This is a genomic window from Flavobacterium chungangense LMG 26729 (genome assembly GCF_000735715.2).
Classification (GTDB): Bacteria; Bacteroidota; Bacteroidia; order Flavobacteriales; family Flavobacteriaceae; genus Flavobacterium; species Flavobacterium chungangense.
Genome location: NZ_JASY01000012.1, coordinates 54,785 through 71,836, shown reverse-complemented (window position 1 = coordinate 71,836; position 17,052 = coordinate 54,785). Strand labels below are relative to the sequence as shown.

20 protein-coding genes are annotated in these 17,052 nt (G+C 32.6%); 5 read left to right on the top strand and 15 right to left on the bottom strand.

Annotated elements, in window-relative coordinates:
* Window positions 1–9: 9 nt before the first annotated feature.
* Both JE46_RS17985 and JE46_RS17980 read right to left on the bottom strand, forming a co-directional pair.
* Complete coding sequence (locus JE46_RS17985; protein ID WP_031456673.1) at window positions 10–357, bottom strand: hypothetical protein; 348 nt, start codon at window positions 355–357, stop codon at window positions 10–12.
* Entirely contained in the window at window positions 354–1,883 is a 1,530-nt protein-coding gene (locus tag JE46_RS17980; RefSeq protein WP_031456672.1) for a bifunctional GNAT family N-acetyltransferase/carbon-nitrogen hydrolase family protein, read from the bottom strand. Before JE46_RS17980 ends, JE46_RS17985 begins: the two co-directional genes overlap by 4 nt.
* Window positions 1,884–2,059: 176 nt before the next feature.
* On the opposite strand from JE46_RS17980, the gene JE46_RS17975 reads away from it, so the two are divergent.
* Window positions 2,060–2,383 (top strand): single-stranded DNA-binding protein, encoded by a 324-nt coding sequence (locus JE46_RS17975; protein WP_031456671.1) that lies wholly within the window; start codon window positions 2,060–2,062, stop codon window positions 2,381–2,383.
* A gap of 137 nt (window positions 2,384–2,520) precedes the next feature.
* Here the strand turns inward: JE46_RS17975 and JE46_RS17970 are convergent, their stop codons facing one another.
* The 9 genes from JE46_RS17970 to metG all read right to left on the bottom strand — a co-directional run bounded on the left by JE46_RS17970 (window position 2,521) and on the right by metG (window position 11,759).
* The gene (locus JE46_RS17970; protein WP_031456670.1) at window positions 2,521–3,213 is read right to left on the bottom strand and encodes a DUF2461 domain-containing protein; all 693 of its coding nucleotides are present in this window, start codon (window positions 3,211–3,213) and stop codon (window positions 2,521–2,523) included.
* A gap of 90 nt (window positions 3,214–3,303) precedes the next feature.
* Entirely contained in the window at window positions 3,304–3,489 is a 186-nt protein-coding gene (locus JE46_RS17965; protein WP_029271150.1) for a hypothetical protein, read from the bottom strand.
* Window positions 3,490–3,568: 79 nt separating this feature from the next.
* Entirely contained in the window at window positions 3,569–4,087 is a 519-nt protein-coding gene (locus JE46_RS17960; protein ID WP_031456669.1) for a ferritin, read from the bottom strand.
* Between the two features lie 81 nt (window positions 4,088–4,168).
* Entirely contained in the window at window positions 4,169–5,647 is a 1,479-nt protein-coding gene (locus JE46_RS17955) for a hypothetical protein (RefSeq protein WP_031456668.1), read from the bottom strand.
* A gap of 39 nt (window positions 5,648–5,686) precedes the next feature.
* Window positions 5,687–6,316, bottom strand: coding sequence for a chloramphenicol acetyltransferase (locus tag JE46_RS17950; protein ID WP_031456667.1), 630 nt, complete (start codon window positions 6,314–6,316; stop codon window positions 5,687–5,689).
* Complete coding sequence (locus JE46_RS17945; RefSeq protein WP_031456666.1) at window positions 6,316–7,023, bottom strand: HAD family hydrolase; 708 nt, start codon at window positions 7,021–7,023, stop codon at window positions 6,316–6,318. Before JE46_RS17945 ends, JE46_RS17950 begins: the two co-directional genes overlap by 1 nt.
* A gap of 139 nt (window positions 7,024–7,162) precedes the next feature.
* On the bottom strand, window positions 7,163–8,053 hold the full coding sequence (locus JE46_RS17940) for a DMT family transporter (protein WP_031456665.1): 891 nt from the start codon (window positions 8,051–8,053) through the stop codon (window positions 7,163–7,165).
* A gap of 92 nt (window positions 8,054–8,145) precedes the next feature.
* On the bottom strand, window positions 8,146–9,567 hold the full coding sequence (locus tag JE46_RS17935; protein WP_031456664.1) for a hypothetical protein: 1,422 nt from the start codon (window positions 9,565–9,567) through the stop codon (window positions 8,146–8,148).
* Between the two features lie 134 nt (window positions 9,568–9,701).
* Entirely contained in the window at window positions 9,702–11,759 is a 2,058-nt protein-coding gene (gene metG, locus JE46_RS17930; RefSeq protein ID WP_031456663.1) for a methionine--tRNA ligase, read from the bottom strand.
* Window positions 11,760–12,063: 304 nt separating this feature from the next.
* On the opposite strand from metG, the gene JE46_RS17925 reads away from it, so the two are divergent.
* Window positions 12,064–12,291, top strand: a complete 228-nt coding sequence (locus JE46_RS17925) for a CDGSH iron-sulfur domain-containing protein (protein ID WP_031456662.1) — start codon at window positions 12,064–12,066, stop codon at window positions 12,289–12,291.
* A gap of 51 nt (window positions 12,292–12,342) precedes the next feature.
* On the opposite strand, the gene JE46_RS17920 is transcribed toward JE46_RS17925, so the two are convergent.
* The 4 genes from JE46_RS17920 to JE46_RS17905 all read right to left on the bottom strand — a co-directional run bounded on the left by JE46_RS17920 (window position 12,343) and on the right by JE46_RS17905 (window position 14,937).
* Window positions 12,343–12,837, bottom strand: coding sequence for an SMI1/KNR4 family protein (locus JE46_RS17920; protein ID WP_236010649.1), 495 nt, complete (start codon window positions 12,835–12,837; stop codon window positions 12,343–12,345).
* 5 nt (window positions 12,838–12,842) lie between these two features.
* Complete coding sequence (locus JE46_RS17915) at window positions 12,843–13,745, bottom strand: PhzF family phenazine biosynthesis protein (RefSeq protein WP_031456660.1); 903 nt, start codon at window positions 13,743–13,745, stop codon at window positions 12,843–12,845.
* 157 nt (window positions 13,746–13,902) lie between these two features.
* Window positions 13,903–14,481 carry a YdeI/OmpD-associated family protein gene (locus JE46_RS17910; protein WP_031456659.1) on the bottom strand — a complete coding sequence of 193 codons (579 nt, stop codon included), beginning with the start codon at window positions 14,479–14,481 and terminating at the stop codon, window positions 13,903–13,905.
* Between the two features lie 123 nt (window positions 14,482–14,604).
* Window positions 14,605–14,937, bottom strand: a complete 333-nt coding sequence (locus JE46_RS17905; RefSeq protein ID WP_031456658.1) for a hypothetical protein — start codon at window positions 14,935–14,937, stop codon at window positions 14,605–14,607.
* A 232-nt stretch (window positions 14,938–15,169) separates the two neighbouring features.
* Between JE46_RS17905 and JE46_RS24280 the strand changes: the two genes are divergently transcribed.
* The 3 genes from JE46_RS24280 to JE46_RS17895 all read left to right on the top strand — a co-directional run bounded on the left by JE46_RS24280 (window position 15,170) and on the right by JE46_RS17895 (window position 17,040).
* Window positions 15,170–15,337, top strand: coding sequence for a hypothetical protein (locus JE46_RS24280; RefSeq protein WP_167343449.1), 168 nt, complete (start codon window positions 15,170–15,172; stop codon window positions 15,335–15,337).
* Between the two features lie 24 nt (window positions 15,338–15,361).
* Window positions 15,362–15,904 carry a DMP19 family protein gene (locus JE46_RS17900; protein WP_031456657.1) on the top strand — a complete coding sequence of 181 codons (543 nt, stop codon included), beginning with the start codon at window positions 15,362–15,364 and terminating at the stop codon, window positions 15,902–15,904.
* 212 nt (window positions 15,905–16,116) lie between these two features.
* Entirely contained in the window at window positions 16,117–17,040 is a 924-nt protein-coding gene (locus tag JE46_RS17895) for a hypothetical protein (protein ID WP_031456656.1), read from the top strand.
* Window positions 17,041–17,052: the final 12 nt, after the last annotated feature.

The window sequence follows — 17,052 nt, the reverse complement described above, 5'->3', positions numbered from 1 at the left end:
ATTGTGGTATTAAATTTCTTTTTTTACGAGCATAAAATAATCATTGTCCAAAGACCGATATCCCTGATCGTACAGAAAATAGTAGGTATTCCCTGTTTTGGTCTGCAAGATATTGGTAAAGAAATCAAAATCAAAACCTTTATTGAGCATTTTATCACGTGTTGCTTTTGATTTTCCTTCCGAATTTAATTCAGACAAAATACGATAATTTTTACGCAGTTTGTTGTTTACATTGCGCATAAAATTTGTGCTGTCTTTATTTATTTTATTGTTGTAGGCATTACGGCAGCTGTCTGAGCAAAACTTTTTATCTTCCCGGCCTACAATTTTTTCGGAGCATTCGAGGCATGTTTTCATGAATCAATTTTCTTTATTTCATATAAGTCTGTTCTTCTGTCTTTCAGCGTATGTACACTTCCATGCTCATGCAGTTCTTTTAGTAAATTCAAATCAACATCAACAATAAGTGTCATTTCGGTGTTTGGAGTGGCTTCGGCTTTGATACCATTGCTCGGAAAAGCAAAATCCGAAGGCGTAAAAACGGCTGCCTGCGCATATTGAATATCCATATTATTTACTTTCGGAAGATTCCCCACGCAACCAGCAATAGCAACATAACATTCATTTTCTATTGCACGCGCCTGTGAACAGTGTTTAACACGTGTATAGCCATTTTGTGTATCGGTTAAAAAGGGTACAAAAAGAATGTTCATTCCTTCATCTGCCAGTAATCTTGGGAGTTCCGGGAATTCGACATCATAACAAATCAAGATTCCTATTTTACCGCAATCGGTATCAAAGGTTTTAAATTGGGATCCGCCTTTCATTCCCCAGTGTACCACTTCGTTTGGTGTGATGTGAATTTTGGTATACATTTCGGAAGTTCCGTCTCTTTTGCATAAAAAACCAACGTTGTATAAATTGCCATTATCTAAATACGGCATACTTCCGGTTATAATATTGATGTTGTAAGAAATAGCAAACTCCTGAAAACGTTTCCTGATAGGATCAGAATATCGGGCAAGTTCTCGAATTGCATTGGCTTCAGATAAATGATTGTAATCGGCCATTAAAGGAGCAATGAAAAGTTCCGGGAAAAGGGCAAAATCGCTTCCATAGCCGGAAACTACATCAATAAAAAACTCTGATTGCTCAAAAAATTCTTCCAGATTATTCAATTGACGCATTTGCCATTGTACAAGTCCAAGGCGAATAACACTTTTTTCGAGATTAATCAGTTTGGGACTTTCATCATAATATACATTGTTCCATTCCAGAAGAACGGCAAATTCTTTCGATTCCTCATCTCCTTCCAGATAATTTTTGATAATTCGCAAAACGTGAAAGTCGTTACTTAGCTGAAATGAAAGCACAGGATCGTGTAATTCCTTGTGCTTTACTTTGTCGATGTAGTTTTTTGGCGTCATCTTTTTAGAATGCTGCGCATAATTTGGAATTCTGCCTGCAAAAACAATTGCTTTTAGGTTCAATTGTTCGCATAATTCTTTTCGGGCATCATACAAACGTCTTCCTAAACGAAGTCCGCGATAATTTGGATGGATAAAAACATCTATTCCGTATAAGATTTCTCCGTTTGGATTGTGAGTCGAGAAAGAGTAATCACCAATAATTTGTTTGTAGTTGTGTTTTTTGTCTACTAATTTTTCATTAAGAATTAATGATAATGCAGATCCCACTACTTTTCCATCAACTAAGATAACCAGCTGACCTTCGGGAAATATAGAAAGTAGTTTTTCGATTTCATCAGCTTCCCAATATGAATTGGCCATTTCAGGATAGGATTCCACCATTGAATTCTTTAACTGTTTATAGTCATCAAATTCTAAATTCCGTAATTCTACCTTATTAATTTGAGTCTGCATGTGGTGTATTTCTCTCAAATATAGTAAAATATTTCCATTTACAAACGGTTACAAACAGTTACAACCGAAAGTAAATAGTTTGCTACCGACTAATCTTTGAAACCCGTCACATCTTTGCACTGTTGAATTTGACGAACGAATTCGATTTTATATAACCCTTAAAAATAGTATACGCCATGAAAAACAAAGTACAATTAATCGGTAATGTAGGTAATGATCCTGAAATCAAAACATTAGACAGCGGAAGAAAATTAGCGCATTTAAGTATTGCTACTAATGATAAATACACCAATGATAAAGGTGAAAAAGTAGAGCAAACGGAATGGCATCGTGTTACTGCCTGGGGTAAAACTGCCGAAATTATCGAAAAATATGTTGTAAAAGGAAAAGAAATCGCCGTTGAAGGAAAACTAACCCACAGAAGTTACGATGATAAAAACGGAGAGAAACGCTACGTTACAGAAGTTGTTGTAAACGAAATTTTATTGCTTAGCAAGTAATGTTTTTATTTGTTGGTTAAACCTGACAGGCTTTAAAACCTGTCGGGTTTTTTTATTTTCATTAAAGATAATCCTTCGACAAGGAGCTTCGACTCAGCTTAGCCTGAAAACTTTAATTCTAATCATAAAATATATAATTATAAAATCGAAGCGCCGTTGATATCGCTAGTGAGTATTTCGCTCATATAATCAAAAAAAGGCCTCATGTTCTGCATGGTTTCCAAAGCCTGTTCTAAAAACTGCGGACTCAAAACTTCATCATCTGTAAAACGTTTAATAATCAAAAACTGTTTAAAGCGTAATAAATCAATCGCTTTATGATTGATGTCAAAACCTTTTGGCGCTGTTTTGAGCTGTTCTCCCTGTAAAGTTCCAAAAGTATTTCTAAAAGCTTTTGAATTTAGTATTTTTTGAAATGATTCAGAATCATGGTCAAATTCGGTTCGGATGCGTTTTAAATCTGCAGCATTCGGTCCCCAAAAGCCGCCGGCAAAAAAACTGTTTCCTTTTTCAAGATGAAAATAATAACCACCACGTCTTGCCGCTGTTGCGCGTGTATAACTGCCTCCCCAAAAAGTTTTAAACGGAGTTTTGTCTTTAGAAAAACGAATATCGCGATAAATTCGGTACACGCTTTTTTTGCCTGAACTTGTTTCCAGAACATCTGTTTTAGAAAGTTCGTGAAGTAAAGCCTCTGCAAAAGTTTCAATATAGTTTAACTCGATTAAATATTCTTGTTTATGCGCTTCGAACCAGGGTTTATTGTTGTTTTCTTTAAGCTGCTGCAAAAAATCAAGAGCAGATTGTGGAATTATGATTTGTTTTTCCATATAAATTTAAGTCTTTAAAAAATCAGAAGTTGACTGCAATTTAAAACTAAAAAACCCACCGGAAAAATTGGGTGGGTTTTGTCTATATCGTTAAGCAGTCTTTTTGAATAAATCAAACATAGGACAGCGTGAGCAACGTTTCTTTTCACTTTTTTTGTATTTCTCACAGCAAGAAGATTTACAGTTTTCAATCTTCTTAATTTTATCAAGGATATCTTTGTTTTTCTTTTTCTTTTTATCCTTTTTCTTGTCTTTGTCTTTTTCTTTCTTGCTCAATTTTCCTCTGTATTAAAAACAGTGACAAATATAAACAGAAAATATTATTTTTATATATTCTAAATAAACTTTAACTTTTTTATTTTGGATTAATTGCAATTGAGCTTGTAACGGTTAACTGCTGAATATCACGATCGAACAGGTAAAGTCCGCCTTTGTCTTCACCAATTAAGTTGATTTTGTCCAGAATAGATTTAGCTGTAGCTTCTTCCTCGATTTGTTCAGAAACATACCATTGTAAGAAATTATGTGTAGCATAATCTTTCTCTTCAAAAGTAATGTGTACTAGCTCATTGATCGATTGCGAAACAAAAAGTTCGTGATTATAAAGCTCCTCAAACATTTCTTTAAAAGTAGAATAGGAAATTCTGGGTGCTTTTAAATCTGTAATCTGAGCATGTCCGCCACGTTCGTTTACATACTTTACTAATTTAAGCATGTGTGCACGCTCTTCGTCTGACTGGGTGTACATAAACTGAGCGATTCCTTCTAATCCATGTACTTCAGCCCAACAAGCCATTGAAAGATAAGTTTGCGAAGATTCTGCCTCTATACGGATTTGTTTGTTTAAAGCCGTTTCAATATTTTTTGATAACATAATAGATGTCTTTTTTGTAAAGTTAAAAAAAATAATTCAAACCATTTTTTGGATATCGGAAAAAACATAAGAACATTTTGATTAATTCTTAGTCGATTTAAGGTTATAAAAAGAAATAGGCTGTGAGAAAATAGCTTTATTAATGATTGAATTTTTTTCTTCATAATAAAACCCGTCTGTAAATTTCCGCATGATGTATTGTTTTGAAGCTATATCATAATAGCTCAAAATGTAATAATCTTTTAGTTTAAGAATATTTTGCAGCGAAATATTTTTATTGATACTTAAATAATAAAAAACATTATCAATAGCCAAAGGTTCTGATTGTTTGTTTTTTACAAATTCTAAATCCGAATTAAGCATAGCATCAAAATAAGCCATTTTACTTGAATATTCTGAGTAGCCTCCAAAGTCATTATCAAAAAAATCTGCCAGTAAATTGCTCTGTATGTTATCAAAACCTGAAATCTGATATTCTACAAATCCGCCAAAAGATATTGATGTATTTTTCTTGTTTTTAAAAACTGTTATTCCCGCATTTAATGTTGAAAGCTGTTTTAAAAACTTCTCAGTAGTTTTTATCTCCTGAGGATTTTTATCGTTTATCTGTAAAAAGAAGGGTGAATTTTTAAAATTAACGGAGTCTTTTTTTGAGACAGAGAGGCTTTTAAGTGTTTTGCCTGAATCAAAATCTTTGATTTCAAACAAAAGTTCTTCTTTGCCTGCCTTGATTTGCAGTAATTTGTTTTCGTAAAAAAAAGAGTTGGAAGTTTTTGATGGTGTTTTAGAGACAGGCTGATTGAAATTTTTCTCGGTAACATCTACAGTGATAGTATTTAGATCTAAAACATGGGTCTTTTTTAAACTGTAATCGAATGTCAAAAAAATATGATCGCCTGATACATACATTTTGGTTTTTTTAATCGTTTTATCTAAGGTATTAAAACTATCAGGATCTATTTTTTCAATTGGGTAATATCGGATAACGGTATTGAAAGCCAAATTTTGCTCTTTATCATTCTGAAACAGGATTCCTGACACATCAAACATTTTCACTTCGGCCTTTCCATTATTAAATTCATAGAGTAACAGATGCTGCCTATTTGTTTCCTTACACAGCATATAAAAATTATTGTTTTTTTGGTAAGTCGTTATTACATTTTCGTTGTTTGGTGACAAATCAAAATTTAAAGCTTTTGAAGTTTTTGTTTCCAGATAATATTTAATAATTCGGATGTTTCTTAAATTATTTGTTGCCCAATAAAGCAGAGGATTTCCGTCATCCCCAATACTATGACCAATTAAAGACCTGTCTTTTTCCATTTTTATAGAATCGGTAAATTGATTTTTGAGAAAAAGAGATTTATTGTATTTTAAGATATTAATGTATTTATCATCTGCTGCAAAAACATAAATGTCATTAGTTTTTACATCTTCAATATTGAGTATCTGACCATTTTCTAAAGGCCTGTTTAGGTTTAATGAAAAAGAATTTAATACTGTCTGGCTGAATGAGACAGCATTATAAAAGACGCATAAAATAAGGAATAGTTTTTTCATATCTTTTTACGCTCAAATATTGTTCCGTTTTTTATCTTCTTATTGATTCATAAGCTCTTGAAAAAAATCTGTAAACCGACCTACATGCAATCCATCCATCAATCCGTGATGAACATGTACAGACATAGGCATCGATTTTTTCCCGTTTTCTAAGGTAATCATTTTTCCAAAAGAAATTTTAGGACAGCTATCCGGATAAGTGTAACTGCGTGCGTGAGAAAGTGAAGTGAAATTTATCCACGGAATCGCCGAAAAGTGAATCAGATTATCATCATCAAACGATCTTGTAAAAAGTCCGGGAGTGTTTTGGATACGCTCAATTTCTGTATAAGCATTTTTTTCAAAAATTCTGAAAGCCGGATTGTATTCTATTAATGAAAAGCCGAAAGTACCGTCTTTGCGGCCAATTGTTGCAGAAACATCTACACGATCATTAATGTAAATTTGATTTTCAGAAATGCGATATTTAAAATTCTCAATTGAATTTACCGCAATCAATGTTTTATGAAGATAAAAGATAAAAAAAGAAGTCTTTAGGTTTTTAGCAGTTTGATAGGCTATTGTACAATCAATCTTGACAGTAACACCAAAAAAAGGTTCTTCCATTTTACTGAAATGCTCAAAATGCTCTTTTCTATTCCAGTTTTCTAAATCTAAAAGGGTTTTCATTATAATAAATTATGGACAACTTCTGTTATTTTTTCGAACGAACTAAAATGTTCGTGTTCAACTTTATGATTGATTTTTTCATGTTCCCAGGTTGTGTGAAACGGAATATGAACGGCATAACCGCCAATTCCTAAAACAGGCAATACATCTGATTTTAACGAATTTCCGATCATCAAAAATTCATGCGCCTGAATATCTAAACGGCCTAATAATTTTTGATAATCAATTTCCTGTTTGTCTGACATGACTTCAATATGGTGAAAATAATGTCCCAAACCGGAGCGATGCAATTTACTGTGCTGATCTTTTAAGTCGCCTTTTGTAGCTACGACCAGTTTGTATTTTCCATGTAATGACTGAAGGGTTTCTTCGATTCCGTCAAGCAGTTCGATTGGTTTTTCGAGCAATTCTTTTCCGTATTGAATGATTTTTTCAATGACTTCAACCGGAATGGTATTATTCGAAATATTCATTGCTGCTTCGATCATCGATAAAATATATCCTTTGATTCCGTAACCGTATAAAGGAAGATTCTCAATTTCGATTTTAAATAGCTCCTGAGAAATTCCCTGATGTGAAAGATAATCTTCCATTAAGGCACAAAATTTATTTTCGGTTTCCTGAAAGTAAGGTTCGTTTACAAATAAAGTATCATCGGCATCAAATGCGATTACTTTTAAGTTGGGTATTTTGTTTTTATGTAACATGGTATATTTTGTTTCAAGTTTGAAGTTTTCTTTGTTTCAGGTTTTTTTGCTACGAATTACACGAATTTCCTCTAATTTGCAGAACAAATTAAAATAATTTTAAAAAATCTGTTCAATGTGTCGAATCTGCGTGAAACCTTTAATCAGTCTTAGAAGAAAGCTTTTTTAACGAAATAGTCTTATCGTAAAAAGTAATCCGGATTCCGAAAAGCAAAATGATTCCGCCAATAACCATTTGTAAAGTTATTTTTTCTTCTAAAAACAACCAAGCTAATATTGAAGTAATTACAGCCTGACTTAATAAACTTAAAGAAACCCTCGTAGCACGCATGTGCTGGGTTGCATAACTTACCGAAAGCCACGCACACAATTGACAAATTACCGCCTGCAATATTAATATAAACCAGCCTGTATCTGAAAATCCGGTAAAAGGTTCGTTTAGTAAATAACTAAGTATCCCTAAATAAATACTGGAAGCGAATAAACTAATGGTCATAAACGATAAAACATCCACCTTTGAAAGAACATTTTTGCTGATCAAAAGATAAATTGAATATAAAATACCGGATAAAACAGCAAACAGAAATGCCTGATTGAAATTCAATTCCACAAAAAAGGCAAAGCCAACCAAAGTCACCATTCCGAATAAGGATACCAATGTTCCAATCCAAAAGTTAGTAGCAGGTTTTGATTTCAGGAATAAAAAAGAACCAATTCCTACCCAAACCGGAGACAGATTGGTCAGTAACGAAGCCTGAGTAGCACTCGAGTCCTGAATGGCGATATTCCAAACGGCAACATCTGAAGCAAACAGAATACCGCAAAGTGCAGCTAAAAGAGTAAATTTTAATGTTGGCAGTTTAAAGTTTTTGCTCAAAAGCACATAAGGCAAAAGTAATGTCACCGCAAAAAACATTCTGTAAAATGCCGAAATTAATCCTGGCGTTAATTTTAGTTTTACCAAGATAGGGAAGATGGAAATACAAAGTATGCCGCAGATTAAGGCTAATCTTGGTTTGGTGAGTTTCATTTTTGGTTTTATTAAGCGAAAATGCAAAATTAGCATTTTGAAAGCGTTCTTTCAGAAAAAAACTCCCAATTCATAAAATCGGGAGTTTTGTATTAATCTTCAAATTTTCTAATAATGTATTCTTTTGTTTTATTATCGTAATATCCCAGATAGTAAGCATCTAATTTGAATAATGTTTGTGCTGAAATAGTATTATTTTTATCAAAAAAAGTACTGATTTTATCAGATGCCAATGGCACTAATTTTCCTTTAATACGATTTCCTGCAGTATCAAACAATCCTTCTGTTTTAACGACTCTTCTGTTAGAACTGGAATCGAAATCTTCCATTGATGTACTAAATACAATATCTTCAGTAAGCCCAAATTGATTTATTGTAGTTTGATCGGCTGATTGTTTTAACTCTGATACACCTCCGAAAGTAATGAATGTGTTTAGACCCGTCTGATAACAGGAAAGTCCAAGAAATAAATTGTTTGATTTAAGAATAAACAGCGGACTGCTTGCTAAAGTTCTTTTAGCTCTTAAACTGCCACCCTGTTCATGAAATTCTGAATTTTTAAAGGCAATTGGTTTCGTTGAATTGGCAAAATATTCTTTTAGAATGTTATCCTCTAAATCTTTTATAGTGAAATAAATGATTCCTGATGAGCTTTTTAGCTGATATAGTTTATTGTCAAAATAAAAGGAATTTGAATTTAAAAATTTTCGATCGCCAACTAAATATTGTTTTTTTATCATCTTTTCGGTAGCAGTAAAACTTTGTAAATCAATTAAAATCAACTGAGTAAAATCGATGTTGGTATCAAGGGTGATTACAAGTTGTTTATTGTTGAAATAGCATTTTCTTTTTTTGGCAGCATCTATTAATGATGTTTGATTTTCAACAGTGATTTTTTGTAAAGAGAAAGGTGCTTCAAAAGGCAATAAACTTTCGGAAAAGGCGGTATATAGATCTGATTTTTTATAGTCTGATGTGAAAAAGTGAAATCCTTCTGTGGTAATTATTTTCTCTGTATAATTGCCTTCGCTGTCAAAAATATACAGTTTGAAGATATCACTGTTTTTTAAAACTGTCAGAATGTAAAAGTTTTCGTCCTGACTGAATTTTTGTATAACTTTTTCGTTTTTTAAAACCAGTTTGTATTCCTTGGTTATGGTTTCACGACTATTAGTATTAAACAATTGGGCAAAAATGGCTTCATAATTAGTAGACGACCAAAATAATCGTGTGTTGCCATTGCTTTTATTATAACCAATTATATTAGTGTAAGTTTTAAGATTTGGCCTTTTAGCAGAGATACTGTCTGCAATTTGCATCTTTTCATTCAGATTAATTGCTTTTATTTTTAGTGAGTCTCTTACAAACAATGTAACTGTTTTTTTTTCAGGGTTAGTAATTTGAAAAACAGTACTACTTTTTTTTAGTTCCAGAGGTATTGAATTTACAATTTCCTGTGCGAAACCGGATATATTTATGAGAAGTAAAAGGCTCAAACAAATTGTTTTTTTCATGATTTGTTTTTTTTAGTTAATTAATTTATGGATATCGTTTTTTTTCTAAAAACAATAAGTCAGATATTTAAAATCAAAAAGCGTGAATCAATTAAAAACTTAACCGATTCACGCAATTTATAGAAGTCATAAACTTAGTTTACCGTCTCCCCATTTGGAGCATCAGCATCTGGATTTATAAAAACCAGTTTACCTTCGGCATTTGTTGTCATCAGGATCATTCCCTGGCTTTCAACTCCACGTAATGCTCTTGGTGCCAGATTAGCTAATACAGAAACACGTTTCCCGATTATTTCTTCAGGAGAAAAACTCTCTGCAATTCCCGAAACAATGGTACGAACGTCGATTCCGGTGTCTACCTTTAAAACTAAAAGTTTGTTTGCTTTTGGCATTTTTTCGGCTTCCAGAATAGTTCCTACACGAATATCCATTTTAGCGAAATCTTCAAACTGAATCAAATCTTTTTGAGGTTCCGGCTGTTTGCTTTCAGCAAGATTAGCTGTTTTTGTAGCTTCCAATTTATCTATTTGTTTTTGTATTTCTTCATCTTCAATTTTTGCGAATAATAATTCTGCTTCGCCAATTTGGTGTCCTTCAGGAATTAATTCTGAATTTTCAGCAACATCATTCCATTTCAGTTTTCCTTGGTTTTTTAGAATATTTGACAATTTATAAGCAGTAAAGGGTAAAAACGGTTCAGCCAAAACGCTCAACGCCGCAGCAATTTGAAGTGCTACATACATTTGTGTTTTTACACGCTCCGGATTGTCTTTCATTACTTTCCAAGGCTCTTCATCGGCAAGATATTTATTTCCTAAACGGGCAACATTCATCAATTCGCCTAAAGCTTCACGGAATCTGTAACGCTCTACCGAACTTGAAATCACAGCCGGATACGCTTTTAATTCGGCTAAAGTATTCTCGTCAACTTCAGATAATTCATTTGGAGTTGGAACAAATCCGTCGTAATATTTGTTGGTTAAAACCACAACACGATTAATAAAGTTCCCGAAAATAGCAACCAGTTCATTGTTATTTCTCGCCTGAAAATCTTTCCATGTAAAATCATTATCTTTAGTTTCAGGAGCATTTGAGGTTAAGGCATAGCGCAAAACATCCTGTTTTTCCGGAAATTCTTCTAAATATTCGTGCAACCAAACTGCCCAGTTTTTTGAAGTCGAAAGTTTGTTTCCTTCTAAATTCAAAAACTCATTTGCAGGAACATTGTCCGGTAAAATATAGCTTCCTTCGGCTTTTAGCATTGCCGGGAAAATGATACAGTGAAAAACAATATTGTCTTTCCCGATAAAGTGAACCAGTTTCGTGTCTTCATCTTTCCAGTACGGTTCCCAATCTTTTCCTTCACGGGCAGCCCATTCTTTTGTTGATGAAATATAGCCAATTGGCGCATCAAACCAAACGTAAAGTTTTTTTCCTTCGGCACCTTCAACCGGAACATCAATTCCCCAGTCAAGATCACGTGTTACTGCACGGGGTTCTAATCCTCCATCGATCCATGATTTTACTTGTCCGTAAACATTCGATTTCCAGTCATTTTTGTGACCTTTTATAATCCATTCGTTTAGGAAATCAGTATATCGGTCCAAAGGTAAAAACCAGTGTTTGGTCGATTTCAAAATTGGAGTTTCACCTGTAATCGTTGATTTTGGATTGATCAAATCGGTAGCATTCAAAGTCGATCCGCATTTTTCGCACTGATCGCCGTAAGCTTCAGGGTTGTCACATTTTGGACATGTACCTACAACAAAGCGATCTGCCAAAAACTGATCTGCTTTTGCATCGTACAATTGCTCCGTCACTTCTTCAATAAAATCGCCTTTATCATACAATGTTCTAAAGAATTCCTGAGCGGTATCATGGTGAATTTTAGCCGAAGTTCTGGAGTAATTATCAAACGAAATTCCAAAATCAGCAAACGATTTTCTAATAATCCCGTCATATTTATCAATAACTTCCTGTGGCGTAACTCCTTCTTTTTTTGCTTTCATCGAAATGGCAACACCGTGTTCATCGCTTCCGCAAATAAATGCAACGTCTTTTCCCTGCAAACGCAGGTATCTCGAATAGATATCTGCAGGCACGTAAACCCCCGCCAAATGCCCAATGTGGATTGGTCCATTGGTATAAGGCAATGCTGCTGTGATCGTATATCTTTTAGGATTCTGTGTCATTATATGAATTTTAGAGTGCAAAAATAAGCAATAGAATTGAGATTTTGTTATTTCGCGGAGATTCACAAAGAAAAGTACAGAGATTCGCTAAGATTTTGTGGATTTTCTCTCGTAAGTAGCAAAGTTTTTTGTTTCATGCAGATTAAGCAGATTTTCTTAATTTTTTAAACTAAAAATTAAACTTTGCGAATCTTTGCGGTATAACCTCATAAAATAGAACCAGTTTAAACTAACACGACAAGTAAAATCTTCAAAATATATTTCGCAATCTTTGCTATCCAAAAAAACAACAAAAACAAATTTTATGAGCAAGACAAAACTAATTATCAATAAAAACGGATCAATCAAAATTGAAGGAGATTTTGAAATTATGGATCCGGAAGGAACAGTTTACGGATTACAAGGAAGAGCAGCATTAGGGCTTTGCCGTTGCGGATTATCTGCAAACAAACCTTTTTGCGATGGCGGTCACAGAAACAACTTCGAACATGATTCTGTTGCATTTGATTTACCGCCTATGAAAACGAATTAAGAAATTGTATTTTTGAACGATAAAAAAGCTGCACTTTAAATGCAGCTTTTTTTATGATTCGTGTTCTTTGACTATAAATTCAAGTACGTCTTTAAAGTATTCATTCAAATTTCCGAAAGGATGTTCACCTGGATACCAATTAGCAAATTTCCAGTATTTCCATTCTTCGTTTTCTGATTCGGGAGGGATGAGTAAAAAATATTGTTCTTCTTCTATTCCTGCAATAAGAATGGCATTTTTTAATTCTGGTAAATAAGAATAAGCTTCAATTGTAAAGGGTTCAATATTTTTTAAGAAATCAATATTTGAGATATTTTCAAAACTTGGTTCTATATCATTTGGTGCAGAAAAACCATTAGTTATTTTTATAAACTCAATGTAATCCTTAGGTAATTTTATACCGAGTCTATTTTCAGTATTACTTATTTGTTTTTCAGTTGCAGGAATAGTTCCTAGCCAATTATTTTCAATTTGTTCTGATGTGAAATTGAAATCTTCATTTTTAATTGCTTTTTCAGAAATAGTAGTTAATAATTTTTCCATCATTATTTTTATATATAAAGCTCCCCCTTCATCGTAATAATCGAAGAACCACCCACTAAGATATCATTTTCCCTTATCATGACTTCAATAATAGAAGGCTGATTTAGTTTTACACCCTGCAAAATTTTATATTCAGTATTCAGTTTTGCCTGTTTTTTTGAAGTTAAAAAACCAATTAATGGACCGGCAGCTGTTCCCGTAGCAGGATCTTCATAAATTCCGATAACGGGATTGAAAAATCTGGCTTCGGCAATGTTGTCTTCCTTTTGATTTGAAATGGTAAAACAATAAAATCCTTCCGATTGGTATTCTCTTGAAATTTCAATTAGAAGCTTGTGATCAGGAACGATGCTGTTTAAAATTTGACTGTTTTTGATGGGCACCATAGTATGAGCGACTTCGGTTTTTACAATTGTTGGAACAAAATCATTACTATCTAAATCTTCAATTTTTAAACCAAGCGCCACAGCCAGTTTATAAGTAGGTATTTCCTTTTTGATAACAGCCAATTTTTGATGCATTTGTACAACAGGATATTGCGTAACCGAGTCAAAACTTACCGTTAATGAAATCGGAGATTTTTTCATTATAACAAATCGGTTGTTTTCTGATTGTTCGTCAAATATTGGCATTTTTTTAAGCAAAGCCCCGCAGACTGCACCCAGTAAATTATGTCCTGCACCGTCAATTTCGATGCCGGTTGGAGTAAACGAACGAACATTTAATGCCTTTTGTTCCTTTGAATAGTAGACGAAAGAAGTTTCGGAATAACCAAATTCTTTAGAAATATCCTGATACGTTTTCAGTGCTAAATTTCCGGTAGTAAAAACAACAGAGAGCGGATTTCCCTTATAACTTTCATTCGAGAATACGTCTAAAACATAATATTCTAATGCTTTTCTTTCTGTCATACTTTCCTTTTTTAGTGCTTGAAACCTTTTTAGAGGGAATAAAATTACGTTTTATTCTTGTATTTCAATTATAGCATTAACCTTCCATACGTTATTTTAGTATTACTTTATGATTAAAATTTGTTTTCTCTGTTACATAAGAGGCTTGCATTATTTTCTAATCATTTAATCCTTTTCCGTAAAGAATTTGTGGTGTACATTTTTCAATTCTTGCGACTCTGGTTTTGGATTGCTTTGGCGCAGAAAAATATAGCATATAGGCCCTTTGTCGTCCAGGTGTCAAAGCTTCGAAAGCGGTTTTCAGATTTGGGTTTTCATCTAATTTCTTTTGAAATTCTTCAGTAATTTTGAATTCTTCGGTTTTTTTAAAAGTAAATTTCAAACCTGCTTTTTCTACTTCAATAGCTTCATAAATATACGCTTTAAGAGTAGATTCCTGTTGAATGATTTCCTGTATATTGGTAAACCTGATCTGGCGAGCCAACTGTACATTGGCAGTTTGTTGTATCAGGATGTTGTCTGTATCTTTTAATAAAGCACCTTTGAAAAACAAAAGCGCGCAATATTCCTTAAAATCATGTATTAAAACAATATTGTTTTCCTGAAATGTATAACAAGGAACACCCCATTTTAATTCTTCGTATAGTTGACAATCGAGAACTATTGCTCTTAATTTCTCGGTTTCGTTTTGCCACTTTTCGTTTTTGCTAAAATAAAAATCAACTTTAGGATTCATTCTTTCTCAATTTAATTTTCTGTAAAAGTTTGATTATTTGCAAATGCTTTATTCAGTTTTTGAAATGGTGTATCGCATAAACATTTTTGTTCATATGTTTGATATTTCAAAATGCAGTTATAGTTATTTTTTCTTTTTAGATGTTGTTACAATTAGAACTCCGGCTTTTCCAAAATTGCCAAAAATATTGATGCCTTTTTGCCTGTCAATTGGTATAATTGTAAGAATTTCATTTTTCGATAATGGAAGTTTGTTTTTTTCTAAATCCTGAAAACGATAAGGAACACCATCAATCACAACAATAGGTTCGCTGGTAATGATTTTTTTTTCAGCCATTTTTGAAATAGTATCAGAAAGGTAAAGTTTCTCTTTTCCTTCATCTTGCAATTCGTATCTGTTTTGTGAATACACTGAAAATGATAAAAGTGAAATAATCGAAATAATAAAGGCTTTCATGGGGTTGGTTTATGGTTAATTAATTTGTGTATACTAAATTTAATGTAATCAACAATGCTGTTTTATTCAGGAGCTAAAATACGCTTTTATAGTAAAAAATATCTCACAATAATTATTTCTTTATATAAATAGGCGTCACTTTGAGAAGCAGATAGTCAGGTCTGGACAAACGTCCTAAGAATTTATTACAGTTTACGTTTCTTATATTTGCGGTCACATAAAGTTTTATACCATGGCTAAAGGACCCGAAAAAAATACTAAAAACAAGGCTTTGCATACCAAATTGTTAAATCGGAAAAATGCTAAGCTTCAGGAGGAAAAAAAAGAACGTGCATTGCGATTGAAAGCCTTAGTCGCAAAAATGAATGAAAAAAAGAGTAATAACAGTGATGTCCTATAAAACAATCCTAAAACAAAAATAAAAATGGAGGAATTCGGAAGAATAATAATTTCAGAAACAGCAATAAACAGCGAATATCCTCAGGATGTTGTTAATTCAAATATTTCGGTAATCAATTTAATGCGCGAAGAAAAAATCGATGATGATTTAATACATGAAGATGCTTTATTGAGTTATTATTTAGATTATTATACTTCAAAATATACCGAAGGTAATTTTGCAAAGTTTGTATATGATTCCGGATGGAATAAAGAACTGAACGAATTGATTGAAGAAGGTTTGACCATAATTGGCGCCGAAAAGCATTTAGCGTTATTTCAGGAGCAAAGCAGGAAACTGCGTTTACAAAGCAATATCAAACTTGGTAAATTTTTAAAGGGAAAATTAGACGGACCAAATCCGTTTCGGGATCTTTTAAATAATGATTTGTTTTTTGAACTGGAGGAGAATATAACCGTATTAAATGCTGCATTCCTCAAATCACATCCTGATACCGAAGTACTTTCTGTAGATGATATGTTTGAGGTTTTGGAGAAATTTGTTGGGCATGAGATTAAGAGAGCATAAAACAGGAAACAAAGGTTCAGCGTTTAAAGTTTTTTTCAAAGTCTGAAATAAAAAACTTTAAAATTCTGTCTTTTCTAAATTTGTTAATTTTTTAAAAAATCTCTGCAAATTTTTGTATATCTATGTAAAATGATTTCAAATTTTTGATTTTATTTAAAAAGCTTATTAAGAATATTTTATATTTGAAAGCCCCAATACTAAAATCAAAACCAATGAAAATCAAAACCTACTTAATTCTCATCGGCACTTTTTTATTTTTAAGCTCCTGCGAAAAAAACAAAAAACAAGCCATCGAAGAAAATAACACTGCATTAGCCTTACACGCTCAGCCTGAAAATGTGAAACAAAAAGTTATTGAAAAACTTATTTTTAAAGATAATGATGCTATAATAGTGTCTGAAGAACTGGATTTGGCTCTTTTGAAAAAAGTAACCACAAATTTAAACATAAGGTATGCTGATTTAAAAATCAATGAAACAACTTCTATAAGTTACAACGATAAAATCGCCTTTTTTGTAATTACTTATTTTGTTAAAACAGAAGAATCCGAAAAAGAAAATACAGGAGAGGATGACCCGGGAGATTTTTTTGAAAGAAAATATCTTTTTGTTAATAAAGCTGATGGAAAAATCATTGATCAGGAAACAGATTTTAATTTGAGTTATAATGAAAATGAAGGAATGAAGTTTTCGAAAACATATATTCTTAATAATCTGTTTCAGCTCAACCAAAATACAACAGCAGTTGCATTTTATACAGAAGAAAGCTCAGGAAGTCGTGTTGCTTTATATTCTCAGCAAAAATTTACGATAATTGCATTGGTAAATAATAAAATTAAAAAACTTTTATACGAATACCCAATTAGAAAAACGCAGGGAGATTCTAATGACAGAGGCTCTTTTGAATTGGAAACTTTAGAGACAGGTTTGATAATTTCTGATACAGAAACAAATGGTTTTTTGGATTTAATTGTTTCAAAAAACTTTTTATATGAAGTTGCAGTTGAAGAAGATCCGGAAAATGGAACAAAAGAACAAAGTAATATTAAAGTTAAAAAAGAATCTGAAAGGATAAAGTATAACGGAAAGACTTATGAGTTTAAAAAAGATGACAGATACAGATTTCTGGATAATTAAAACTGTAAGTTC